This is a genomic window from Streptomyces sp. NPDC020807, assembly GCF_040641575.1.
Classification (GTDB): domain Bacteria; phylum Actinomycetota; class Actinomycetes; order Streptomycetales; family Streptomycetaceae; genus Streptomyces.
In genome coordinates this window covers 12124-34483 of record NZ_JBFADU010000020.1, presented here as the reverse complement: position 1 = coordinate 34483, position 22360 = coordinate 12124, and the positions used below count along the sequence as shown (strand labels likewise).

The following is a 22360-nucleotide window of genomic DNA, read 5'->3' as shown; positions in this document are numbered from 1 at the left end:
CCAATGTAGGCGCGGCCCGTCACCCCCGCCCGTCAGGACGTCGGCCCCTCGCGGCCCGTCCCCGGCGCGCCCGCGGTCAGTGCTTCGCGTCCACACCCGTCAGGGCCGTGACGACGGGCTCCAGCGCCTGGTTGATCTCGTCGCCGATCGAACGGAAGAAGCTGATCGGGGCCCCGTACGGGTCGTTGACCTCGTCCGCGTCGGCGGACGGGGCCAGGAGCCACCCGCGTAGAGCCGCGGCGGCGCGGACCAGGGCTCGGGCGCGTTCGACCATGCCCTCGTCCCGGGGGTCCGGGAGCGTGGCGGGGTCGATCGCGCGGACCAGGCGGGTGAACTCCTTCAGGGTGAAGGTGCGCAGGCCCGCCGAATGGCCCATCGAGATGACCTGGGCGCGGTGGTCACGGGTCGCCGTGAGGACCAGGTCCGCGCGGATGACGTGCTCGTCGAGGAGCTCACGGCCCACGAAGCCGCTGTAGTCCGCGCCGAAGTCGGCGAGGACCAGTTCGGCGTTGGCCTCCATCGGGGCACCCTCGTGCCCCCAGGTGCCGGCGCTCTCCACGATCAGTCCGCCGCCCAGCGGATCGCCGAGGCGGTCGCACAGGGCATGGCGGGTCAGCCGCTCGGTGATGGGCGAGCGGCAGACGTTGCCGGTGCTGACGTGGAGGATGCGGAAGGTGCTGCTGTCGTCGAACCCCGCTATGCCACGCCCCTCAGGGGCGGTCAACTGGCCACCTCGAGGTCGGGTACGACCTTCCGGAGCTCCTCCGGGGAGAGCGCGCCCTCGCGGAGCAGGACCGGGGTCTTGCCCGTGACGTCGACGATGGACGAGGGGACGATGCCGGGCGTCGGGCCGCCGTCGAGGTAGACGGAGACGGAGTCGCCGAGCATGCCCTGGGCCGCGTCGCAGGTCTCGGGGGACGGGTGGCCCGTGAGGTTCGCCGAGGAGACGGCCATCGGGCCGACCTCGGTGAGCAGCTCGATCGCGACGGGGTGCAGCGGCATGCGGATGGCGACGGTGCCCCGGGTGTCGCCCAGGTCCCACTGGAGGGACGGCTGGTGCTTGGCGACGAGGGTGAGGGCGCCGGGCCAGAACGCGTCGACGAGCTCCCAGGCCTGCTCGGAGAAGTCCGTGACGAGCCCGTGGAGGGTGTTCGGGGAACCGATGAGGACGGGCGTCGGCATGTTGCGGCCCCGGCCCTTGGCGGCCAGCAGGTCCGCCACGGCCTCGCTGCTGAAGGCGTCCGCCCCGATCCCGTAGACGGTGTCGGTGGGGAGCACGACCAGCTCGCCCCGGCGCACCGCGGAGGCGGCCTCGCGGAGACCGGTGACGCGGTCGGTGGCCTCGTTGCAGTCGTATCGCCTTGCCATTACTTCCCGGCCTCCTCGTTCACGTGGTTGGTCGAAGCAGTCGTCGCAGGGGTGGCCGTCATGGCATGGCCTTGCGGGCGGTCGCGAAGCGCGGCCGGTTGTTCAGGTCCGGGTGGTCGGCGGCGTCGGCCCAGCCGGCCTCCTCGTTGAAGATCCACGGCACCTGCCCGCCCTGGGTGTCCGCGTGCTCGATGACGACGAGGCCGCCGGGGCGCAGCAGCCGGTGGGCGGTGCGCTCGATGCCGCGGATGGTGTCGAGGCCGTCCTCGCCGGAGAAGAGGGCCATCTCCGGGTCGTGGTCGCGGGCCTCGGGCGCCACGTACTCCCACTCGGTGAGCGGGATGTACGGCGGGTTGGAGATGACCAGGTCGACCTGGCCGTCCAGCTCCGGCAGCGCGGTGAGCGCGTCGCCCTGGTGGACGGTGACGCGGGAGCCCTCGGCGTTCTTCCGGGTCCACACGAGGGCGTCGTCGGAGAGCTCGACGGCGTGCACGCGCGAGCGCGGCACCTCCTGCGCCATGGCGAGCGCGATGGCGCCGGAGCCGGTGCAGAGGTCGACGATGAGCGGTTCGACGACGTCCATGGCGCGCACGGCGTCTATGGCCCAGCCGACGACCGACTCGGTCTCGGGCCGGGGCACGAAGACGCCGGGGCCGACCTGGAGCTCCAGGTAGCGGAAGAACGCCCGGCCGGTGATGTGCTGGAGCGGCTCGCGGGCCTCCCGGCGGGCGATCGTCTCCCAGTAGCGGGCGTCGAAGTCCGCGTCCTTGACGTTGTGCAGCTCCCCCCGCTTGACGCCGTGCACGAACGCGGCGAGCTCCTCGGCGTCGAAACGCGGTGAGGGAACGCCGGCGTCGGCCAGCCGCTGGGTGGCCTGGGCCACCTCGGCAAGCAGCAGGTTCACGCTGGTCCTCCGTGGTGCGGGGTGGGGCTTGAGGGGGCCTTACGCGGGGTCTTACGCCGCGGCGAGCTTCGCCGCCGAGTCGGCGTCGACACACGCCTGGATCATCGCGTCCAGGTCGCCGTCGAGCACCTGGTCCAGGTTGTACGCCTTGAAGCCGACGCGGTGGTCCGAGATGCGGTTCTCCGGGAAGTTGTACGTCCGGATCTTCTCGGAGCGGTCGACGGTGCGGACCTGGCTGCGGCGGGCGTCGGCGGCCTCGGCCTCGGCCTTCTCCTGGGCGGCGGCGAGGAGCCGGGAGCGCAGGATGCGCATGGCCTGCTCCTTGTTCTGGAGCTGGCTCTTCTCGTTCTGGCAGGAGGCGACGATGCCGGTCGGCAGGTGGGTGATGCGGACGGCGGAGTCGGTGGTGTTGACCGACTGGCCGCCGGGGCCGGACGAGCGGTAGACGTCGATGCGCAGGTCGTTGGCGTGGATCTCGACGTCGACCTCCTCGGCCTCCGGCGTGACGAGCACGCCCGCGGCGGAGGTGTGGATGCGGCCGGCGGACTCGGTGGCGGGCACGCGCTGCACGCGGTGGACGCCGCCCTCGTACTTGAGCCGGGCCCAGACGCCCTGGCCGGGCTCGGTCGCGCCGTTGCCGCCCTTGGTCTTCACCGCGACCTGGACGTCCTTGTAGCCGCCGAGGTCGGACTCGGTGGCGTCGATGATCTCGGTCTTCCAGCCGACGCGCTCGGCGTACCGGAGGTACATGCGGAGCAGGTCGCCGGCGAAGAGCGCGGACTCGTCGCCACCGGCGCCGGCCTTGATCTCCAGGATGACGTCCTTGTCGTCGCTCGGGTCGCGCGGGACGAGGAGGAGGCGGAGCTTGTCGGTGAGCTCCTCGCGGTCCTTCTCGAGCTGCTTGACCTCGGCGGCGAAGTCGGGGTCGTCGTGCGCGAACTCGCGGGCGGTCTCGATGTCGTCACCGGTCTGCTTCCAGGCCCGGTACGTGGCGACGATGGGGGTCAGCTCGGCGTAGCGCTTGTTCAGCTTGCGCGCGTTGGCCTGGTCGGCGTGGACCGAAGGGTCCGCGAGCTTCGTCTCGAGGCCGGCGTGCTCGCCGACCAGTTCCTCGACCGCCTCGAACATCGGGGGCTCCTGGGTTTTCGTCAATTGCTACGGGACGGCAAAGCGCCGGTCCCGGCCACCCGCGCGGGGCGGCCGAGGACCGGCGCAGGGGCTCGCTACTTCGCGGCGGAGCCGGCCTTGCCGAAGCGGGCCTCGAAGCGGGCCACGCGGCCGCCGGTGTCGAGGATCTTCTGCTTGCCCGTGTAGAACGGGTGGCACTCGGAGCAGACCTCGGCACGGATGGTGCCCTCGGCCAGGGTGCTACGGGTGGTGAACGACGCGCCACAGGTGCAGCTGACCTGGGTCTCGACGTACTCGGGGTGAATCTCGCGCTTCAAGGTGTCTCCTAGTTTCGGGAGGGCTCCGGGTCGCTGTCACGGGTTTGCGGCGAGCGTGAACCGGGGCCGACGTACCAGTCTGCCAGGACTGGCCGCATCTCCCCAAACCGGGGTCGGGCCGGGAGTATTCCCGGGCGCGTCGGAAGCGCCCCCGTCCTGACTCCGCGGCTACTTCACGACGCCTTCGGCCTTGCCCGTGGCGGCGTCCCGGGTGGCGGACGCGGGGATCGGCCGGTCGGCCTTGAGGGCCGCCCAGACCTGGTCCGCCTTGGCCTCCAGGGGGACGACGCGGTTCGGGTCGACGGGGTCGTACTGGACCGGAAGCGTGATCATCCCGACGTTCTCGGAGCCGATTCCGGCGAGGCTCTGGGCGAAGCCCATCAGCTCCTGGACGGAGTCGAGCTCGGAGTCCGGGGTGATGGCCTTGGTGGCCGCGTCGGCGAGGTCGAGGAGCTTCGTCGGGCTGGTGAAGACGCCGAGGGACTTCACCTGGTTCATGAAGGCCTTCATGAAGGCCTGCTGGAGCTGGATGCGGCCGAGGTCGCTGCCGTCACCGACGCTCTTGCGCGTACGGACGAGGCCGAGGGACTGCTCGCCGTTGAGCGTGTGGGTGCCCGGTTCGAGGTCCAGGTGGCTCTTGCTGTCCTTGATGGCCTGGGTGGTGGTGATCCGCACGCCGCCCAGCTCGTCGATGAGCTTCTTGAAGCCGGTGAAGTCGACTTCCATGTAGTGGTCCATGCGGATGCCGGACATGGCCTCGACGGTCTTCACCGCACAGGCAGGTCCGCCGACCTCGTACGCCGTGTTGAACATGGCGCGGGACTGGCCGGGGACGGCGCCGCCCTGGCTGTCGACGCACTCGGGGCGGGTGACGAGGGTGTCGCGCGGGATCGAGACGACGCTCGCCTTCTTGTGGCCCTCGTAGACGTGGACGATCATCGCGGTGTCGGAGCGGGCTCCGCCCTCGTCCTTGCCGTACGCGCCGTTGTCGCCCGAGCGGGAGTCGGAGCCGAGGACGAGGATGTCCATCGAGCCGTTGTCGACGTCGTCGGGGCGCTCGGTGCCGAGCTGGGCGTTGATGTCGACACCCTTGATGTTGCCGTCGAGCTTGACGTACACGTACCCCAGTCCGGCGCCGCCCAGGATCAGGACCGCGACGGCCCCCGATATGAGTACGGAGAGGCGGCGGCGGCCCTTGCTGGGCGGCTTGCGGCGGCGGCCGGATCCCGCGCCGGGTATTCGGCCGCCGGTGTTCTGCTCGGTCATCGTCTTCCCTCGGGCGCTCGGTTCGCCATGTGGGACGGCGAAGCACCCAAAAGGGTTGCATACGGACCTGTGAGTTCCTGATGATCAACGCGCCGCGCCCACCGTGAGTTCACGGTGGGCGCGGTGGTTTACGCAGGTCACGACAGGGTTACGGGAACAAGGTCCCGTTACTGCCGCGTGACGCAGGTCACGAGTCGATCATGCGTCAGTCGTTGTTGTTCGCTCCGGGGGTCGTCTTCTGGATCTGGAGGAGGAACTCCCCGTTCGACTTCGTCTGCTTGAGCTTGTCCAGGAGCAGCTCGATCGCCTGCTGCTGGTCGAGCGCGTGCAGGACGCGGCGGAGCTTCCAGGTGACGGCGAGCTCGTCGCTGCCGAGCAGGATCTCCTCCTTGCGGGTGCCGGACGCGTCGACGTCCACCGCGGGGAAGATGCGCTTGTCGGCGAGCTTCCGGTCGAGCTTGAGCTCCATGTTGCCGGTGCCCTTGAACTCCTCGAAGATCACCTCGTCCATGCGGGAGCCGGTGTCGACGAGCGCGGTCGCGAGGATGGTCAGCGAGCCGCCGTCCTCGATGTTGCGCGCGGCACCGAAGAAGCGCTTCGGCGGGTAGAGCGCGGTCGAGTCGACACCACCGGACAGGATGCGGCCGGAGGCCGGCGCCGCGAGGTTGTACGCGCGGCCCAGGCGGGTGATCGAGTCGAGCAGGACGACCACGTCGTGACCCAGCTCGACGAGACGCTTGGCGCGCTCGATGGCCAGCTCGGCGACGGTGGTGTGGTCCTCGGCCGGACGGTCGAAGGTCGAGGAGATGACCTCGCCCTTGACCGACCGCTGCATGTCGGTGACCTCTTCCGGACGCTCGTCGACCAGGACGACCATCAGGTGGCACTCGGGGTTGTTGTGCGTGATCGCGTTGGCGATCGCCTGCATGATCATGGTCTTGCCGGTCTTCGGCGGGGCCACGATCAGACCGCGCTGACCCTTACCGATCGGCGACACGAGGTCGATGATGCGGGTGGTGAGCACGCCCGGGTCGGTCTCCAGACGGAGCCGGTCCTGCGGGTAGAGCGGGGTCAGCTTGTTGAACTCCGGGCGGCCGCGGCCGGAGTCGGCGGCCATGCCGTTGGCGGAGTCGAGGCGGACCAGCGCGTTGAACTTCTCGCGGCGCTCGCCGTCCTTCGGCTGGCGCACGGCGCCGGTGACGTGGTCACCCTTGCGCAGGCCGTTCTTGCGGACCTGGGCGAGGGAGACGTACACGTCGTTCGGGCCGGGCAGGTAGCCGGAGGTCCGGATGAACGCGTAGTTGTCGAGGATGTCGAGGATGCCCGCGACGGGGATCAGGACGTCGTCGTCGGCGACCTGCGGCTCGCCGGCCTGGAAGTCGTCGCGGCCACGACGGCCGCGGCGGTCGCGGTAGCGGCCGCGACGGCCACGACGGCCGCCCGCCTCGTCGTCGTAGTCGTCCTGCGGACCGGACTGCTGGCCGCCCTGCTGGCCCTGGCCCTGGCTCTGCTGGCCCTGGCCCTGGCCGCCCTGGCGCTGACGCTGGCCGCCCTGGCCGCCGCCCTGCTGCTCGTCGCCCTTGCCGCGCTCGCGCTGACGGTCGCGGCGGTCACGGCGCTCGCCGCCGCGCTCCCCGCGCTCGCCGCGGTCACGGCGGCTGCGGCCCTCGGCGCCGTCGACGGCGCCGTCGGCCTGCGCGTCGGCCTTGGTCTCCGTACGCGTCTCGGTGCGCGCCGTCTCCGTGCGCGCCTCGACCTTGACGGTCTGCGCGGCCTCGGACTTGGCCTCGCCCTCCGGCGAACCGGCCGGGGCGGTGGCACGGCGGCGGCGGCGCTCGCCCACCGGCTGGTCGTCACTCGCCGGCTGGCCGGGAATGTCGATCTGCTGCTGGGCGGGGGCCTTCTCGGCCTTCTCCGCCTTGGGCGCGGCGGCGGTCTCGGCCGCGGCCTCGCCCGTGCGCGCCTTGGAGGTGGCGCGGCGCTTCGGCTTGGTCTCGGCGGCGTCGGCCTTGGCGGGGGCGGCGGAGCCTCCCCCGGCCTGCGTCTCCTTGATGACCTCGATCAGCTGGCTCTTGCGCATCCGCGCGGTGCCCCTGATGCCGAGGCCGGACGCGACCTGCTGCAGCTCGGCCAGGACCATGCCGTCGAGGCCGGTGCCGGAGCGGCGGCGCCGTGCGGTGCTGGCAGCACCTGCGGCGGGCGCGGAGGTGTCGACACTGCTGTCGGCAGTCACGCCCATCAGATCGGTGGTGTCGCTCACGAAGGGTCCTTCCCTGGAGCGGACGTCGGCCATCTGGCTCGGCGACCGGTTGTGCTGTCCGGCAGGGTCCTGGCTTGTGGACCGTGTCCGGGGCGGTGGTCCCGCCGGGTAACGGCGGAGAGAGAAATACGTGCTGGGTCCGGCCCGAGGCCCCCTGCTCGGCCCTCACCGGAAAAAGCGAGGGGTGTCGCGCCGGTTCCGGAGCGTGCTCAAAACTGCTCAGGCAGGCTGCTCAGCAGTTGAGGAGGCTTCCGGAAGAATCGGTGGTCCCTGATGGGGACACTCCGCACCGCTCCACAAAGAGGTCGGGTGCAGACTTGAGGTTAACACTACCGGCTCCAACAAACATTCCCCCTCTCCCTCACCGGCAATCTCGTGTCCGGGCGGTGGGAGGCGCTGCCCGGCGCCCCCCCCGGCGGCCCGTCGCCGCGCGCCCCTAGGGCGCCAGCGGCAGCACGCTCGCCCCGGGCGCGTCGAGGTCGAGCCGGTTGGCGGCCCATCCCTCGCCCGCGAGGAGGGCGACCTTGTCGGCCGTTCCCCGGTCGGCCAGCGCGAGGACCGTGGGGCCCGCGCCGGAGATGACCGCGGGGACGCCGTCCGCACGCAGTCGGTTCACGAGGGCGACGCTCTCCGGCATCGCGGGGGCCCGGTACTCCTGGTGCAGCCGGTCCTCGGTGGCCGCGAGCAGCAGCTCGGGGCGGCGGGTCAGGGCCTCGACGAGGAGGGCGGCACGGCCGGCGTTGGCGGCGGCGTCCACGTGCGGGACGGTGCGCGGCAGCAGGCCGCGGGCGGTCTCCGTCAGTACGGGCTTCCCGGGAACGAAAACCACCGGAACGATGGAATCCGAAGGATCCATCCTGATCGCCTTCGCGGCGCCGGACTCGGTCCACGCGAGGGTGAAGCCGCCGAGCAGGCAGGCGGCGACGTTGTCGGGGTGGCCCTCGATCTCGGTGGCGAGTTCGAGCAGGGCGGCCTCGTCGAGCTTCGCGTCCCCGCCTATCGTCACGGCGCGGGCGGCGACGATGCCGGCGCAGATGGCGGCGGAGGAGGAGCCGAGGCCGCGGCCGTGCGGGATGCGGTTGGCGCAGACGACCTCGAGGCCGCGCGGCTGTCCGCCGAGCAGGTCGAAGGCCGTGCGGAGGGACCGTACGAGCAGGTGGCTCTCGTCGCGCGGGAGGGTCTCGGCGCCCTCGCCCGCGATGTCGACGTGCAGGCCGGAGTCGGCCACCCGGACGACGACGTCGTCGTAGAGGCCCAGCGACAGGCCGAAGGCGTCGAAGCCCGGGCCGAGGTTGGCGCTGGTGGCGGGGACGCGCACCCGTACGGCGGCGGCGCGGAACGCTGGACCGGCCATCGCTCGTTGACTCTCCTTGATTGCGACAACGGTGTTTCGTACAGCGGTGTTTCGTACAGCGGTGTTTCGGCGGTGCTTTTCTACAGCGAGTGTTCACGAAGAGAACACGGAGACCCGGGTTCCGTATCGGCCTCGGGGGCGGCGACGGCAACAACACCGCGCATATGCGGCGGGGCGGGTTCGGTACAGCCTATCGAAGGAAGGTTCTGTGGCGACATAGGGCGCACAGGAGGCGCACGATGCGTGTCGCGAGCCAACCTGTGCGCCAATGTACGTTCCTGATCGGGTTTCGATCAGCCCGTCATTCCGCTCTCAGGAGCGATATCAGGCCAGACCGAGACGCTCGGCGGCGGCCGCGGCGTCGACGGGGACGGTGACCGGCTGGGGGGCGCCGGCGACGGCCCAGTCGGGGTCCTTCAGGCCGTTGCCCGTGACCGTGCAGACGATCTTCTGGCCCGGGTCGACCTTGCCCTGCGCGGCGGCCTTCAGGAGACCGGCGACCGAAGCGGCCGACGCGGGCTCGACGAAGACGCCCTCCTGCGCGGCCAACAGGCGGTAGGCCTGGAGGATCTCACGGTCCGTCACCTCGTCGATGAAACCGCCCGACTCGTCGCGCGCGGCGATCGCGTAGTCCCACGAGGCCGGGTTGCCGATGCGGATCGCGGTGGCGATCGTCGACGGGTCCTTGACGACCTCGCCGCGCACGAGCGGCGCGGAGCCCGAGGCCTGGAAGCCCCACATGCGCGGGCGGTGGGTCGCGAGGCCGTCCTCGGCGTACTCGCGGTACCCCTTCCAGTACGCCGTGATGTTGCCGGCGTTGCCGACGGGCAGGACGTGGATGTCGGGGGCGTCGCCCAGCATGTCCACGATCTCGAACGCGGCGGTCTTCTGGCCCTCGATGCGGACCGGGTTGACCGAATTGACCAGCGCCACCGGGTAGTTCTCGGACAGGCTGCGCGCGAGCGTCAGGCAGTCGTCGAAGTTGCCGTCGACCTGAAGGATCTTGGCGCCGTGCACGAGGGCCTGGCCCATCTTGCCGAGCGCGATCTTGCCCTGCGGCACGAGGACGGCGGAGACCATGCCCGCCCGCACCGCGTAGGCCGCCGCCGAGGCGGAGGTGTTGCCGGTGGACGCGCAGATGACGGCCTGCGCGCCCTCCTCCTTGGCCCGGGTGATGGCCATCGTCATGCCGCGGTCCTTGAAGGACCCGGTGGGGTTGGCGCCCTCGACCTTGAGGTGCACCTCGCAGCCCGTGCGCTCGGAGAGGACCTGAGCGGGGACGAGCGGCGTACCGCCCTCACGGAGCGTGACGACCGGCGTCGTGTCCGTGACCGGAAGACGGTCCCGGTACTCCTCGATGATGCCGCGCCACTGGTGGGTGCCCTTGCTGGTCATGGGTCCTTACTCCCCTTCAACACGCATGATGCTGGCGACACCGCGCACGGTGTCGAGCTTCCGCAGCGCCTCGACGGTCCCGGAGAGGGCGGCGTCGGGCGCGCGGTGGGTGACGACGACGAGGGAGGCCTCGCCGTCCTTGCCCTGCTGGCGGACCGTGTCGATCGACACGCCGTGCTCGGCGAAGACCGTCGCGACCTGGGCGAGGACGCCCGGCTTGTCGGCCACGTCGAGGCTGATGTGGTACCGCGTGACAACCTCGCCCATGGAGCTCACGGGCAGCTGGGTGTACGCGGACTCGCCGGGGCCGTTGGCCTCGTTGAGCTTGTTCCGGCACACGGCGACGAGGTCGCCGAGGACGGCCGAGGCCGTCGGCGCGCCACCGGCACCGGGGCCGTAGAACATGAGCTGCCCGGCGGCGTCGGCCTCGACGAAGACGGCGTTGTACGCCTCGCGGACGGAGGCCAGCGGGTGGCTCAGCGGGATCATCGCCGGGTGCACGCGCGCGGTGGCGGACCCGCCGTCCGCGGCCCGCTCGCAGATCGCGAGCAGCTTGATGGTGCAGCCCATCTGCTTCGCGGAGGCGAAGTCGGCGGCGGTGACCTCGGTCATGCCCTCGCGGTAGACGTCGTCGAGACGCACGCGCGTGTGGAAGGCGATGCCGGCGAGGATGGCGGCCTTGGCAGCGGCGTCGAAGCCCTCGACGTCGGCGGTCGGGTCGGCCTCGGCGTACCCGAGGGCGGTGGCCTCGTCGAGCGCCTCGGAGTAGCCGGCGCCGGACGTGTCCATCTTGTCGAGGATGAAGTTCGTCGTGCCGTTGACGATGCCCATCACGCGGTTGATCTTGTCGCCGGCGAGGGACTCGCGCAGCGGGCGGATCAGCGGGATGGCGCCGGCGACGGCGGCCTCGTAGTAGAGGTCCTGCCCGTGCTGCTGGGCGGCGGCGTAGAGGGTCGCGCCGTCCTGCGCGAGGAGCGCCTTGTTGGCGGAGACGACGGAGGCGCCGTGCTCGAACGCGGTGGTGATGAGGGTGCGGGCCGGCTCGATGCCGCCGATGACCTCGATGACGACGTCGATGTCGCCCCGTTTGACGAGGGCGGTCGCATCGGTGGTGATCAGCTCGGCGGGGACGCCGCCACGGACCTTGTCGGGACGGCGGACGGCCACGCCGGCGAGCTCGACCGGCGCGCCGATGCGCGCGGCGAGGTCGTCGGCGTGCGTCGTCATGATGCGCGCCACCTCTGAGCCGACCACTCCACAGCCCAGCAGCGCCACCTTCAGCGGACGCGTACGCATCATCCGACCTCTTTCCCGTACTTCAGCTTCGTCTACGGTCGTGTTTCTACGGACCTCTGCGGCTCTCCGTGGCCGCAGCCCCCCGGATCTCTCCGGTGGAACCAGTCTCACTCACCGGACGGGGGTTTCCGCCCCCTGTCCGGATCCTGAGACATCTATTTCACCGCTCGGCCATGACTCGACTATTTCATCAGCCGACGTCGAGACGCAGGAGATCTTCCTCCGTCTCGCGCCGGACGATCACCCGGGCCTCGCCGTCGCGGACGGCGACGACGGGCGGCCGGAGCGCGTGGTTGTAGTTGCTCGCCATCGAGCGGCAGTACGCGCCGGTGGCGGGGACGGCGACGAGGTCGCCGGGCGCCAGGTCGGCGGGCAGGAACGCGTCCCGTACGACGATGTCACCGCTCTCGCAGTGCTTGCCGACCACGCGGGAGAGCATGGGCTCGGCGTCGCTGGTCCGCGAGACGAGGCTGACGCTGTACTCGGCGTCGTACAGCGCCGTCCGGATGTTGTCCGACATGCCGCCGTCGACGCTCACGTACGTCCGCAGGCCTTCGAGGGGCTTGATCGTCCCCACCCGGTACAGCGTGAAGGCGGTGGGGCCGACGATGGCCCGCCCCGGCTCGACGGAGATCCGCGGCGTGCGCAGCCCGGCGGCCTCGCACTCCCGCGACACGATCTCGGTGAGCGCCTTGGCGATCTCGTGCGGCTCGCGCGGGTCGTCCGCGGAGGTGTACGCGATGCCGAGGCCGCCGCCCAGGTCGATCTCGGGCAGCTCGACGCCGTGCTCGTCGCGGACCTCGGCGAGCAGCTGCACGACGCGGCGGGCGGAGACCTCGAACCCGGCCATGTCGAAGATCTGCGACCCGATGTGCGAGTGGATGCCGACGAGCTCGATCGCGTCCAGCTTCAGCGCGCGGCGGACGGCCTCGGCGGCGAGCCCGCCGGCGAGCGCGATGCCGAACTTCTGGTCCTCGTGGGCGGTGGCGATGAACTCGTGCGTGTGCGCCTCGACGCCGACGGTCACCCGGATCTGTACGCGCTGCCGCTTGCCGAGGGACTGGGCGACGTGGGCGACGCGGACGATCTCCTCGAAGGAGTCGAGGACGATCCGCCCGACGCCGACCTCGACGGCCCGCCGGATCTCGTCCTCGCTCTTGTTGTTGCCGTGGAAGGCGATGCGCTCGGCGGGCATGCCGGCCGAGAGCGCGGTGGCCAGCTCGCCGCCGGAGCAGACGTCCAGGTTCAGCCCCTCCTCGGCGAGCCAGCGCACGACGGCGCGGGAGAGGAAGGCCTTGCCGGCGTAGAAGACGTCGGCGTCCTTGCCGAAGGCCTCGGCCCAGGCGCGGCAGCGGGCCCGGAAGTCGGTCTCGTCGAGGAAGTACGCGGGGGTGCCGAACTCCTCGGCGAGCGCGTCGACGGCGATCCCGCCGACGGTGGCGACACCGCGCTCGTCGCGGGCGACGGTCCGCGCCCAGACCTTGGGGTCGAGGACGTTCAGGTCGGCGGGCGGCGCGGTGTAGTGGCCCTCGGGGAGGACGTCGGCGTGACGGGGCCCGGCGGGGTGGGCGGAACGGCTCATGAGTGGCTCTTTCAAATCCGATCGGGTGCGCTGATGCCGAGCAGGGACAGGCCACCGGCGAGCACCGTCCCGGCGGCTTCGGCGAGCGCGAGCCGGGAACGGTGGGCGGCCGAGGGTTTCTCGTCACCGAGCGGCAGCACGGTGTGCTGGAACGCGAGCAGCGCGTCGGCGGTGGCTTCGAGGTGCCGGGCGACCCGGTCGGGGGCGCGGTGGCGGGCGGCGGCGAGGAGCACGGCGGGGTGATCGCCGAGGGCACCGAGGAGCGCGGGCGCGTCGATGTCCGCACCGGTTTCGTACGCGTACGAGGGGGTGACCCCGAGCTGCGCGCCGTTGACGATCAACCGCCGAACGCGGGAGTGCGCGTACCGCACCCGGAAAAGACTATTGCGCTCGTGCTGGACGAGCAGCGGCGCCCCGTCGAGCGCCCGGTCCTGCGGGGCGGCCCGGAGCAGGGACCAGCGGGCGGCGTCGACGCCGAGGCGCGCGGTGTCGTACGGGGCGGGGCGCACGTACGGCCTCTCGCTCCCGCCGCCGGCCGCGTCCGCCCCTTGGGCGCGCAGCAGACCGGCCACGACGCCGACCACGACACGGGCCCGCGGCTCCGTCACGTCGGCGAACCGGACGGCGGTCCCGGCGAGGGCGGCGCCGTGCCCGTACGCGAGCCCGGCACGGCGCACGGCCCGCACGAGCTCTCCGGCGAGATCCCGGCCCTGAAGCGTGAAATTGAGAAACCCGGGCCCGGTGATCTCCACCCCGCGAAGCCCGGGAACACCGCGAAGCCGCTCCTCGATCACCCTGGCGACGTCCATCGCACTGCGACCGGCGGGCCGGGCGAGGGTGAGGGCGATGTTGCTCGCGTACTCCCCCGACCCACCGGGCCGGGCCCGCTCGACCTTGACCCGCGGGGGAACGTCGACCGCCAGCGCACCGTCGTCGACCGCACGGCGCACGGCGTGCAGCACGGTGAGGGAGAGGTCCGCGGGGGTCACACTCCAAGCCTAGGGGAGGAGGGGGGTCCCAGCGCGAACCGGTTTCGACATGCGGGCACTCAGCGGGGTGACTCAGAGGAAGGAGGACGACCTCGCTCCCTCGGCCTCACCCGCCACCCCTCGACCTCAAAGGGCTCCAGGCGTGGCGCTGCCGGCACAGCGGCCGTCCTGCTGCGGCCCCTCGTCCTGTCGCCCCTGCTTCCCGTCGGCCGCGTGCGGTTCCTCTCCGGCGTCCGGCCCGGCGTCCCGCTGCTCGCGCCGCTCCCGGTGCATCAACTGCCGGACGACGTGCACGAGCTCGGACGGCTCGAAGGGCTTGGCGAGAAACGCGTCGACCCCGACCCCGGCCCCGCCGGTGACCTCGTGCTCACCGCAGGCGCTGATGATCGCCACCGGCAGATGCCGGGTACGCGGATCGGCGCGCAGCCGCTCGGCAGTCTTGATCCCCCCGAGGCGGGGCATGACGACGTCGAGGGTGACGACATCAGGACAGACCTGATGCACGACATCCAGACACTCGGCACCATCGGCCGCGGTCACGACCTCGAACCCCTCGAGTTCGAGATTGACCCTGATCAACTGCCGGATCACCTTGTTGTCATCGACAACGAGCACCCGACCGGACATGCCTGACACACCAACGAGAGTAGGACCCCCCGAGGGGCTGCGTCCGGGTTTTGCCCACTTCCGACCCGTGCGGGGGACCCACCGCCCGGTGACACCCTGGAAATCCCTGTTCACAGGCACACCCCCCGAGCTGGTAGGGTTCTACCCGTCGCCGCCTCACGCGGCAACGCCCCCGTAGCTCAGGGGATAGAGCAACGGCCTCCGGAGCCGTGTGCGCAGGTTCGAATCCTGCCGGGGGCACTTCGCAGGAAGTGCCAGACAGACCCCGTGGTCAGCGGAAACGCTGAGTGCGGGGTCTTGTTGTATGTGCCGGGAGGGCTCGGCGATCGCGGCCCGCGGCCCTGAACGGCTCCGCCGGGGTCGCCGTCCTTTCGGTGGCGACCCCGGCGGAGGTGGTGGTGCGTCGTGCGGGTTACTTCACGTTGATGGCGGTCCAGGCCTTGGCGACCGCGTTGTACTGGGTGCTGCCGGAGCCGTAGAGGTCGGCGGCGGCGTTGAGGGTGGCCGTGCGGGCGCCCGCGTAGCCGGTGGAGGAGGTCATGTAGGTGGAGAGGGCCTTGTACCAGATCTTGTACGCGGCCTGGCGGCCGATGCCCGTGACCGTGGAGCCGTCGTAGGTGGGCGAGTTGTAGGTGACGCCGTTGATCGTCTTCGTGCCGCTGCCCTCGGAGAGCAGGTAGAAGAAGTGGTTCGCCGGGCCCGAGGAGTAGTGGACGTTGAGGCGGCCGACCGACTTCGACCAGTAGTCGGCGGACTTGCCGTCCTTGCTCGGCTTGTCCATGTAGCGGAGCGGCGTGCCGTTGCCGTTGATGTCGATCTTCTCGCCGATGAGGTAGTCGCCCGCGTCGGCGGAGTTGCCCGCGTACCACTCGACCGAGGTGCCGAGGATGTCGGACGTGGCCTCGTTCAGGCCGCCGGACTCGCCGCTGTAGCGGAGGTTGGCGGTGGAGGAGGTCAGGCCGTGGGACATCTCGTGGCCGGCCACGTCGAGGGACGTGAGCGGGTGGGTGTTGCCGATGCCGTCGCCGTACGTCATGCAGAAGCAGGAGTCGTCCCAGAAGGCGTTCACGTACGCGTTGCCGTAGTGGACGCGGGAGTAGGCGCCGACGCCGTCGCCGCGGATGCCGTTGCGGCCGAGCTCGTTCTTGTAGAAGTCCCAGGTGACGGCGGCGCCGTAGTGGGCGTCGGCGGCCGCGGTGGCGCGGTTGGACGCGAGGCCGTTGCCCCAGGTGTCCACGGAGTTGGTGAAGAGGGAGCCGGTGCCGGAGGTGCCGCCGTTCAGGTCGTACGTCTTGTGGCCGCCGCGGTTGGCGTCGGTGAGGGTGAACGGGCCGGTGCCCGAGGTGCCGAGGGTGACCTGGCCGGCGTACATCGTGTTGCCGACGCCCGTCTCGATCGCCTCGTACGAGAAGAGCTCCTTGCCGGAGGCCGCGTCGGTGATGACGTGGCGCTCGCTCGGGGTGCCGTCCTGCTGGACGCCCTTGACCGTGGTCTCGAAGGCGAGGACCGGCTTGCCGGAGGCCGCCCAGATCACCTTGCGAGCGGTGCTCCGCGCCGTCGCGGCGGGGGCCGCGGCCTCCGTGGTGGGGACGGATATGCGGGCCTCGGTCGCCTTCGTCGTCTTGCGGGAGCCGTCCTTCTTCTGGTGCACGACCAGGTCGCCGCCGAGGACGGGGAGGCCCTCGTAGGTGCGCTCGTAGCGGGTGTGGACGGTGCCGTCCGCGTCCTTGACGACGTCCCGGACGACCAGCTTCTCCTGGGCCGTGAGGCCGATGGCCTTCGCCGTGGCGGCGGCGCCCGCCTGGGCCTCCTGGACGGCGGCGGCGCGCTGCGTGCCGGTGAGGGCAACGGCGGTGGCGCCGGCCTCGCGCTGGGCGTCGGCGCTGGCCGGGCCGGACTGCACACCGACGACGACCATGGCGGCGGAGGCGATCAGGGCGGCGGCACGGGCGGTGGTGACGGCGGTGCGGCGGGGCGAGGACTGCTGGCGGATCACGCGGGCTCCTTCGCTGAAACACGTGGGGGTGCTGTGGGGGGGGGTGGCTGTGTGATGCGGATGCGAGCGTGCCAGCGAAGCCGCCTGTTTGACAGGTCTGCAACAAGAATTTGACCTTCTGTTGTCCGAAGGCCGGTCAGATGTGTCCGATGTGCGGGGAGTCGAGGGGACGAAGGGGGCAGAATCGGGCGCGCGACACGAAGGCCCCCGGACCGCGGTCCGGGGGCCTTCGTCGTCTATTGGCTGCTTTGTCCGTCAGGCGGAGCGCTTGCGGGGCGTCCGTTTCGCCGGGGTCTTCTTCGCCGGTTCCGCCTCGGCGGCCGCGGATCTTGCGGTCTTCTTCGCCGTACTCGCCGAACTCGCCTTTTTCGCCGCCTTCTTGGCCGCCGGCGCCTTCTTCGGCGCCGCCCTCGGCTTCAGCTCCGTCACCTCGGCCACCTCCCCCCGCGCCTCCTTCGCCGCCCGCACACTGCTCTCCAGCGCCGCCATCAGGTCGATGACCTGTCCCCCGCCCCCGCGCTCGCCCGACTCCGGCGCCGCCACCGCCGCGCCGCCCTCCGCCTTGGCCGCGATCATCTCCTCCACGGCCTCGCGGTAGTCGTCGTGCAGACTGCTGATGTCGACCTCGCCGAGCGTCGCCATCAGCGCGTCCGCCAGGTCGAGTTCGGCCTCCCGCACCGTCACCGCCGTCTGCGGGGCCACCCCCTCCGGCGCCCTGATCTCGTCCGGCCACAGCAGCCCGTGCATCGCGATCACGTCGTCCACCACCCGCAGCATGCCGAGCCGCTCCCGGCCCCGCAGCGCGAACTTCGCCACCGCCACCTTGTCGCTCCGCTTCAGCGCCTCACGGAGAAGGGTGTACGGCTTCGCCGCGGGCACCCCGTTCGCCGAGAGGTAGTACGCCGCGTCCATCTGGAGGGGGTCGATGTCCGCCGCCGGGACGAACGCCACGATCTCGATCGTCTTCGCCGTCGGGAGCGGCAGCGCGGCCAGGTCCTCGTCGGTGATCGGGATCATGACCCCGTCGGCCTCCTCGTACGCCTTGCCGATCTCCGCCGCCGGGACCTCCTCGCCGTCGAGCTCGCACACCTTCTTGTAGCGGACCCGTCCGCCGTCCTCGATGTGGATCTGGCGGAACGAGACGGAGTGGCTCTCGGTGGCGTTCACCAGCTTGATCGGGATGCTGACCAGGCCGAAGGAAATGGCACCGTTCCAGATGGATCGCACGTTCTGCTCCTTTATGGAGACTTCTCCCGTAAACGTGGGATTCTCATCGTATGACGCCCATCACGGAGGTGGAGGGACGGCGCCTCACGCTCAGTAACCTCGACAAGGTGCTCCACCCGGCCACCGGGACCACCAAGGGCGAGCTGCTGCACTACTACGCGACGGTCGGGCCCGTCATCCTGCCGCATCTGCGCGATCGGCCCGTCTCCTTCCTGCGCTATCCCGACGGTCCCGGCGGACAGCTCTTCTTCACCAAGAACCCGCCCCCCGGCACACCCGCCTGGGTGACGACCACCCCCGTGCCCCGCTCCGACGCGCCCCGTGCCCGCCAGGTCGTCGTCGACGGCCTCGCCCCGCTGGTCTGGGCCGCGAACCTCGTCGTCGAGTTCCACACCCCCCAGTGGCGGGCCGCCTCCCCCGGCGTCGCCGACCGGCTCGTGCTCGATCTCGACCCCGGGGCGCCCGCGACCGTCGTGGAGTGCTGCCGGGTCGCCCTCCACCTGCGCGAACGGCTCGCCGCCGACGGTCTCGAAGCCTTCGCCAAGACCTCCGGCTCGAAGGGCCTGCACCTCCTCGTGCCGATCGTCCCCACGCCGTCCGAGCGCGTCTCGGCGTACGCGAAGCAGCTCGCCGTCGCGGCGGAGGCGGAACTTCCGCGGCTCGTCGTGCACCGCATGGCACGGGCCCTGCGGCCCGGCAAGGTCTTCGTCGACCACAGCCAGAACGCCGCCGCCAAGACCACCGCCACGCCCTACACCCTGCGGGCCCGCACCCTGCCGACCGCCTCCGCTCCCGTCACGTGGGAGGAGGTCGCGGCGTGCGCGGAGACGCCGGTACCGGATTCCGGCGCGCTCGTGTTTTCCATGGGCGACATCGCGCCACGTCTGGAGCTGTACGGGGAGCTCCTGGAGCCCCTTTTCGACGCCGAACGGGCCGGAGACGTGCCATGAGGGCGCCGGGAGCGAGTCATGAGCACCGGAGGCGGGGCCGTGAGCACCGGAGGCGGGCCGTGAGCGTCGGGGGCGCGCCGTGAGCATCGCGCTCCTCCCTCCCGTCGACGTCATGCGGCCCCGCTCCGTCGACGAGATCCCGCGGCAGGGCGACACGCCCGCCCTCGCGCTCCAGTACTCCCTGAAGCTCGACGGCTTCCGCGCCCTCGCCTTCGTCCTCGACGGCGGGAAGGTCGTCCTCCAGTCCCGCTCGCGCCGGGACCTCGCCCCGGAGTTCCCCGGGATCGCCGGCCCGCTGGCGGCGCGGCTGCCGCCCGGGACCGTGCTCGACGGAGAGCTGTGCGCCTACCGCGACGGGCGGCTCAGCTTCACCGACCTGCTGCGTTCGCACGATGAGCGGGTACGGGCCGGGGTGCCCGTCTCGTACATCGCCTTCGACCTCCTCGCCGTGCCCGGACGCGACGTGCGCGGGCTGCCGCTCCGCGAGCGGTGGGAGCTGCTCGGGGCCGTCCTGCAGGACGTCGACCCGCCCCTCCAGCGGGTCCTCGCCACCCTCGACGAGGAGACCGCCCGGGGCTGGTTCCGCGATCTGCGGGACGCGGGCGTCGAGGGGATCGTCGCGAAGTCGCTGAGCTCGACCTACCGGGCGGGGTCCACCTGGGCCTGGCGCAAGATCCGGCACGCCGACACGAGCGACGGCCTGCTCCTGGGGCTGATCGGGCCGGTCGAGCGGCCCCGCACCCTCGTCGTCCGGCTCCCGGACGGCCGTACGGTGGCCACCTCGCCGCGGCTGACACCGGCGCAGGCCCGGGAGGTCGGGGAGCTGGTGGGCGGGGAACCAGGGGGCGGGAGGTCAGGGGGCGGGAGGTCGGGGGACGGGAGGTCAGGGGGCGGGAGGTCGGGCGGCGGGAGGTCGGGGGGAGCCGCGCCGGTGGACGCGGACGGGTTTCCGGGTGCGCACTGGCTGGAATCGCCCGTTCCGGTCGAGCTGCGACAGGTCGTCGGGCGGCACGACCGCGTGGCGTTCGTCCGGGTGCGGTCGGACGCCTGACGCGGGACCCGGCGCGGGATGCGGAGCCGCTCCTTCAGTGACGCCCACAGCGACCTTGCCTCGTACAAGTACCGAGAGCAACCGCCCTGCTCCGCCCCGCACATGGCGCAAAGAGAGCGCAACCCGAGGCCCTCTCGCGGGCCCGTGCGGTCGGCCAGGGGTTGATGTCCGTGACGTGGTGCACACTGACTGCTCGGTACTGCTCGCGGGGAAGGCGGCCTGGCAATGCTGACGGGGATCGAGGAGGTCGACTGGGCCTCGCTGGGGCATGCCTACGGCCCCGCGGACGACGTGCCGGCGCTGCTCCGCGGACTCGCCTCCGCCGATCCCGCGGAGCGGGAGTCGGCCCTCGACGGCATGTACGGCGCGGTGCACCACCAGGGGGACGTCTACGACTCGACGCTCGCCTGCATCCCCTTCCTCCTCGAACTCGTCGCGGATCCGGCGGTCCAGGACCGGGGCGGGATCGTCGAGCTGCTCACCAGCATCGGCGGGATCGAGCTGGACGACGACGACGAGCTGGACGAACTGGACGGACTCGGCCCGGACGACGAGGACTTCATCCCGGCCGCCAACTACGCGATGGCCTCGGCCGCCATCGCCGCCGGGGCCGACGTGTTCCTCGGGCTCGTCGGGGACGCCGACATCGAGGTGCGGCTCGCCGCGCCCTACGCCCTCGCCTCGCTGCACCCCGAGCCCGCGCGCGTCCTCACCCTGCTGCGGGAGCGGCTCACCGTCGAGCGGGACACCGAGGTCCGGCTCACCCTCGTGGCCTCCGTCGGCCGGATCGCCCTGCGGCACGCGTCGCTGCGCGCCGAGACCGTCGAGTGGCTGGGCTGGCTCGCCCGCGCGGCCCAGGACCCGGGCGTCCGGCTCGCGGCCCTCGCCCAACTGGCGCGCTGCGCGCCGGCGTCGATCCCGGACGACGTCGTGGGGCGGGTGACGGGACTCCTCGACGACATCCGGGAGGTCGCGGGCGAGGACGAGGACAGGTTCGCGTACGGGTACGGGTACGGAGAAGGGGACGGGGAGAGGCACGGGGACGGGGACGGGCGGGAGTGGGGCGACGGGGAGGGCGGTTCCCGGGTGTTCATCGGGCAGGTACGGGAGCTGCTCGGCGGGCACGCGGGGGGGCGGCCCGCGCCGTGGGCCGAGGAGTTGCTCCGTACGCTCCACTGCGCGCTGGACGACCGCGTCGACGAGCGGATCGAGCTGATCCTCGCGCAGCTGCGCAGCCCCGATCCCTGGCAGCGCTCGGACGCGATCTGGCTGTGCGGCGGGCTGATACGGGTCTGGCGGGGGCAGTACGAGGAGGTCGTCCGGCTCATCGGCGACCAGCTGCACACCCCGGACCCGCGCCTCCGGGAGGCCGCCGCCTCCTTCCTGGAGCGCCTCTTCGACCTGACCGCCCCGGCGACGGACGCGCTGGCGGAGCGGTTGGCCGAGGAGATGGGGGGCCTCGCCCCCGCCGCGGACCCGGGCGACCCGGCCGACCCGGGCGACCCGGCCGACCCGGCCGACCCGGCCGACCTGGCAGTGCCGGGCGACCCGGCCGGTTCCCCCTCGGACGCCCCGGCCACCCCGGCCCCCGCCCTCCCCTCCACCGACCCCACCGGGTCCGCCGGGCACGGCGGCCGCGCCTCCGCCTCCCCCGCCTGCGGCCTCGGGCCCTCCTTCGGGCCCTTGGGGCGGTCGTGGCGGGAGACCGCGCTGCTCGCCCTGGCCCGTGCCGGGGACACACGGGCCGTGCCGCTGCTCGCCCGGCTCCTCGCCGAGGGGCACGAGGTGCGGCGGGAGCTGTTCTACGCCCTGGACGGGCTGGGGCCGGCCGCCTCGGTGCTCGCGCCCCTGCTGCGGGAGCGGCTCGGCGCGGTCGAGCTCGACGAGCGGCTGTACGACCGGGCGCAGCCGCTGCTCTTCGGGCTCGCGGCCGTGCGCGGCAAGCAGGCGCTGCCCGAGGTGCTGCGGGTGCTGCGCGGCGCGCCCGTGCACCGGCGCGACTGGGTGCGGGAGGCGGCCCTGCGGACGCTCGCGGCCTTCGGACCCGCCGCCCGGGACGCGGCACCCGAGCTGCGCGCGCTGCTCGGGGACGACAGCGCCCAGGTCTCCGCGGCCGCCGCGCGGGCGCTGTGGGCGGCCGGGGGCGACGTGACGGAGGTGCTGCCCGCCCTGGCGCGGTGGCTGCGGCCGGACGCGTCCGGGCCCGAGTGGTGTTCCGCCGCCCTGGCCCTGGGCGCCGTCGGCCCCGCGGCCGCGGCCGCGGCGCCGGCGCTGCGGCCGGGACTGGCGTCCCAGGACCTCTGGGTGCGGGTCCGCTGCGCCACCGCGCTCTGGCGGATCGCGGGCGACACCGCGCACACCGTCCCCGTCCTGCTCGCGGCCTGGGAGGAGAACCGCCACGCGCGCGTGGACATCGCGGAGTGCCTGGCCGAGATGGGCCCGGCCGCGGCGGACGCGCAGCTCGTGATCCTGACCGAGCTGACCCGAAGACGGCGCCACAACTCCCGCGAGGGTGGTTCCGGCAGTCACGACATCCACCAGGACGAGAAGCTCCTCACCCTGTGCCGGGCCGCGCTCGCCCGGATGGAGCGGTGGTGACTCCCGACGGACAGCCCGGCGGACAGAGCGGCGAGCAGCCCGGCGGACAGAC

At 72.1% G+C, this 22360-nt stretch carries 18 protein-coding genes and 1 tRNA gene; 4 read left to right on the top strand and 15 right to left on the bottom strand.

The window, feature by feature from the left end; genetic code table 11:
* Positions 1-76: 76 nt before the first annotated feature.
* From AB0G79_RS25100 to AB0G79_RS25040, 13 genes are all read right to left on the bottom strand, one after another.
* Positions 77-724, bottom strand: a complete 648-nt coding sequence (locus AB0G79_RS25100; protein WP_360810085.1) for a protein-tyrosine-phosphatase — start codon at positions 722-724, stop codon at positions 77-79.
* Positions 721-1368: an L-threonylcarbamoyladenylate synthase gene (locus AB0G79_RS25095; RefSeq protein WP_360810083.1), complete on the bottom strand. Its 648-nt coding sequence runs from the start codon at positions 1366-1368 to the stop codon at positions 721-723. Before AB0G79_RS25095 ends, AB0G79_RS25100 begins: the two co-directional genes overlap by 4 nt.
* Positions 1369-1426: 58 nt before the next feature.
* Complete coding sequence (prmC, locus tag AB0G79_RS25090; protein ID WP_150266046.1) at positions 1427-2272, bottom strand: peptide chain release factor N(5)-glutamine methyltransferase; 846 nt, start codon at positions 2270-2272, stop codon at positions 1427-1429.
* Positions 2273-2323: 51 nt separating this feature from the next.
* On the bottom strand, positions 2324-3400 hold the full coding sequence (gene prfA, locus AB0G79_RS25085; protein WP_360810080.1) for a peptide chain release factor 1: 1077 nt from the start codon (positions 3398-3400) through the stop codon (positions 2324-2326).
* Between the two features lie 95 nt (positions 3401-3495).
* Positions 3496-3717, bottom strand: a complete 222-nt coding sequence (gene rpmE, locus AB0G79_RS25080; RefSeq protein WP_360810078.1) for a 50S ribosomal protein L31 — start codon at positions 3715-3717, stop codon at positions 3496-3498.
* Between the two features lie 168 nt (positions 3718-3885).
* Positions 3886-4983 (bottom strand): LCP family protein, encoded by a 1098-nt coding sequence (locus tag AB0G79_RS25075; protein WP_360810075.1) that lies wholly within the window; start codon positions 4981-4983, stop codon positions 3886-3888.
* A 205-nt stretch (positions 4984-5188) separates the two neighbouring features.
* Positions 5189-7276: a transcription termination factor Rho gene (gene rho, locus AB0G79_RS25070; RefSeq protein WP_360810073.1), complete on the bottom strand. Its 2088-nt coding sequence runs from the start codon at positions 7274-7276 to the stop codon at positions 5189-5191.
* Between the two features lie 403 nt (positions 7277-7679).
* Positions 7680-8597 (bottom strand): homoserine kinase, encoded by a 918-nt coding sequence (gene thrB / locus AB0G79_RS25065; protein WP_360810071.1) that lies wholly within the window; start codon positions 8595-8597, stop codon positions 7680-7682.
* A gap of 324 nt (positions 8598-8921) precedes the next feature.
* Positions 8922-9992 (bottom strand): threonine synthase, encoded by a 1071-nt coding sequence (gene thrC, locus AB0G79_RS25060; protein ID WP_360810069.1) that lies wholly within the window; start codon positions 9990-9992, stop codon positions 8922-8924.
* Between the two features lie 6 nt (positions 9993-9998).
* Positions 9999-11291, bottom strand: a complete 1293-nt coding sequence (locus AB0G79_RS25055) for a homoserine dehydrogenase (RefSeq protein WP_360810067.1) — start codon at positions 11289-11291, stop codon at positions 9999-10001.
* Positions 11292-11478: 187 nt separating this feature from the next.
* Positions 11479-12870, bottom strand: coding sequence for a diaminopimelate decarboxylase (lysA, locus tag AB0G79_RS25050; RefSeq protein WP_360810065.1), 1392 nt, complete (start codon positions 12868-12870; stop codon positions 11479-11481).
* Between the two features lie 11 nt (positions 12871-12881).
* On the bottom strand, positions 12882-13859 hold the full coding sequence (gene nrtL / locus AB0G79_RS25045) for an ArgS-related anticodon-binding protein NrtL (protein ID WP_360810063.1): 978 nt from the start codon (positions 13857-13859) through the stop codon (positions 12882-12884).
* A 126-nt stretch (positions 13860-13985) separates the two neighbouring features.
* A complete protein-coding gene (locus tag AB0G79_RS25040) occupies positions 13986-14486 on the bottom strand; it encodes a response regulator (protein WP_360810222.1) in 501 nt (166 codons plus the stop codon).
* A 168-nt stretch (positions 14487-14654) separates the two neighbouring features.
* On the opposite strand from AB0G79_RS25040, the gene AB0G79_RS25035 reads away from it, so the two are divergent.
* A tRNA-Arg gene (locus tag AB0G79_RS25035) sits at positions 14655-14726 on the top strand.
* Positions 14727-14898: 172 nt separating this feature from the next.
* Here the strand turns inward: AB0G79_RS25035 and AB0G79_RS25030 are convergent.
* Positions 14899-16404, bottom strand: a complete 1506-nt coding sequence (locus AB0G79_RS25030) for a M4 family metallopeptidase (protein ID WP_360810220.1) — start codon at positions 16402-16404, stop codon at positions 14899-14901.
* A 333-nt stretch (positions 16405-16737) separates the two neighbouring features.
* On the bottom strand, positions 16738-17709 hold the full coding sequence (locus tag AB0G79_RS25025) for a Ku protein (RefSeq protein ID WP_360810061.1): 972 nt from the start codon (positions 17707-17709) through the stop codon (positions 16738-16740).
* 50 nt (positions 17710-17759) lie between these two features.
* Between AB0G79_RS25025 and ligD the strand changes: the two genes are divergently transcribed.
* The 3 genes from ligD to AB0G79_RS25010 all read left to right on the top strand — a co-directional run bounded on the left by ligD (position 17760) and on the right by AB0G79_RS25010 (position 22308).
* Positions 17760-18659 (top strand): non-homologous end-joining DNA ligase, encoded by a 900-nt coding sequence (ligD, locus tag AB0G79_RS25020; RefSeq protein WP_360810059.1) that lies wholly within the window; start codon positions 17760-17762, stop codon positions 18657-18659.
* Positions 18660-18738: 79 nt separating this feature from the next.
* Positions 18739-19710: a DNA ligase gene (locus AB0G79_RS25015; protein ID WP_360810057.1), complete on the top strand. Its 972-nt coding sequence runs from the start codon at positions 18739-18741 to the stop codon at positions 19708-19710.
* Between the two features lie 225 nt (positions 19711-19935).
* The gene (locus AB0G79_RS25010; protein ID WP_360810055.1) at positions 19936-22308 is read left to right on the top strand and encodes a PBS lyase; all 2373 of its coding nucleotides are present in this window, start codon (positions 19936-19938) and stop codon (positions 22306-22308) included.
* The last annotated feature ends 52 nt before the right edge of the window (positions 22309-22360 follow it).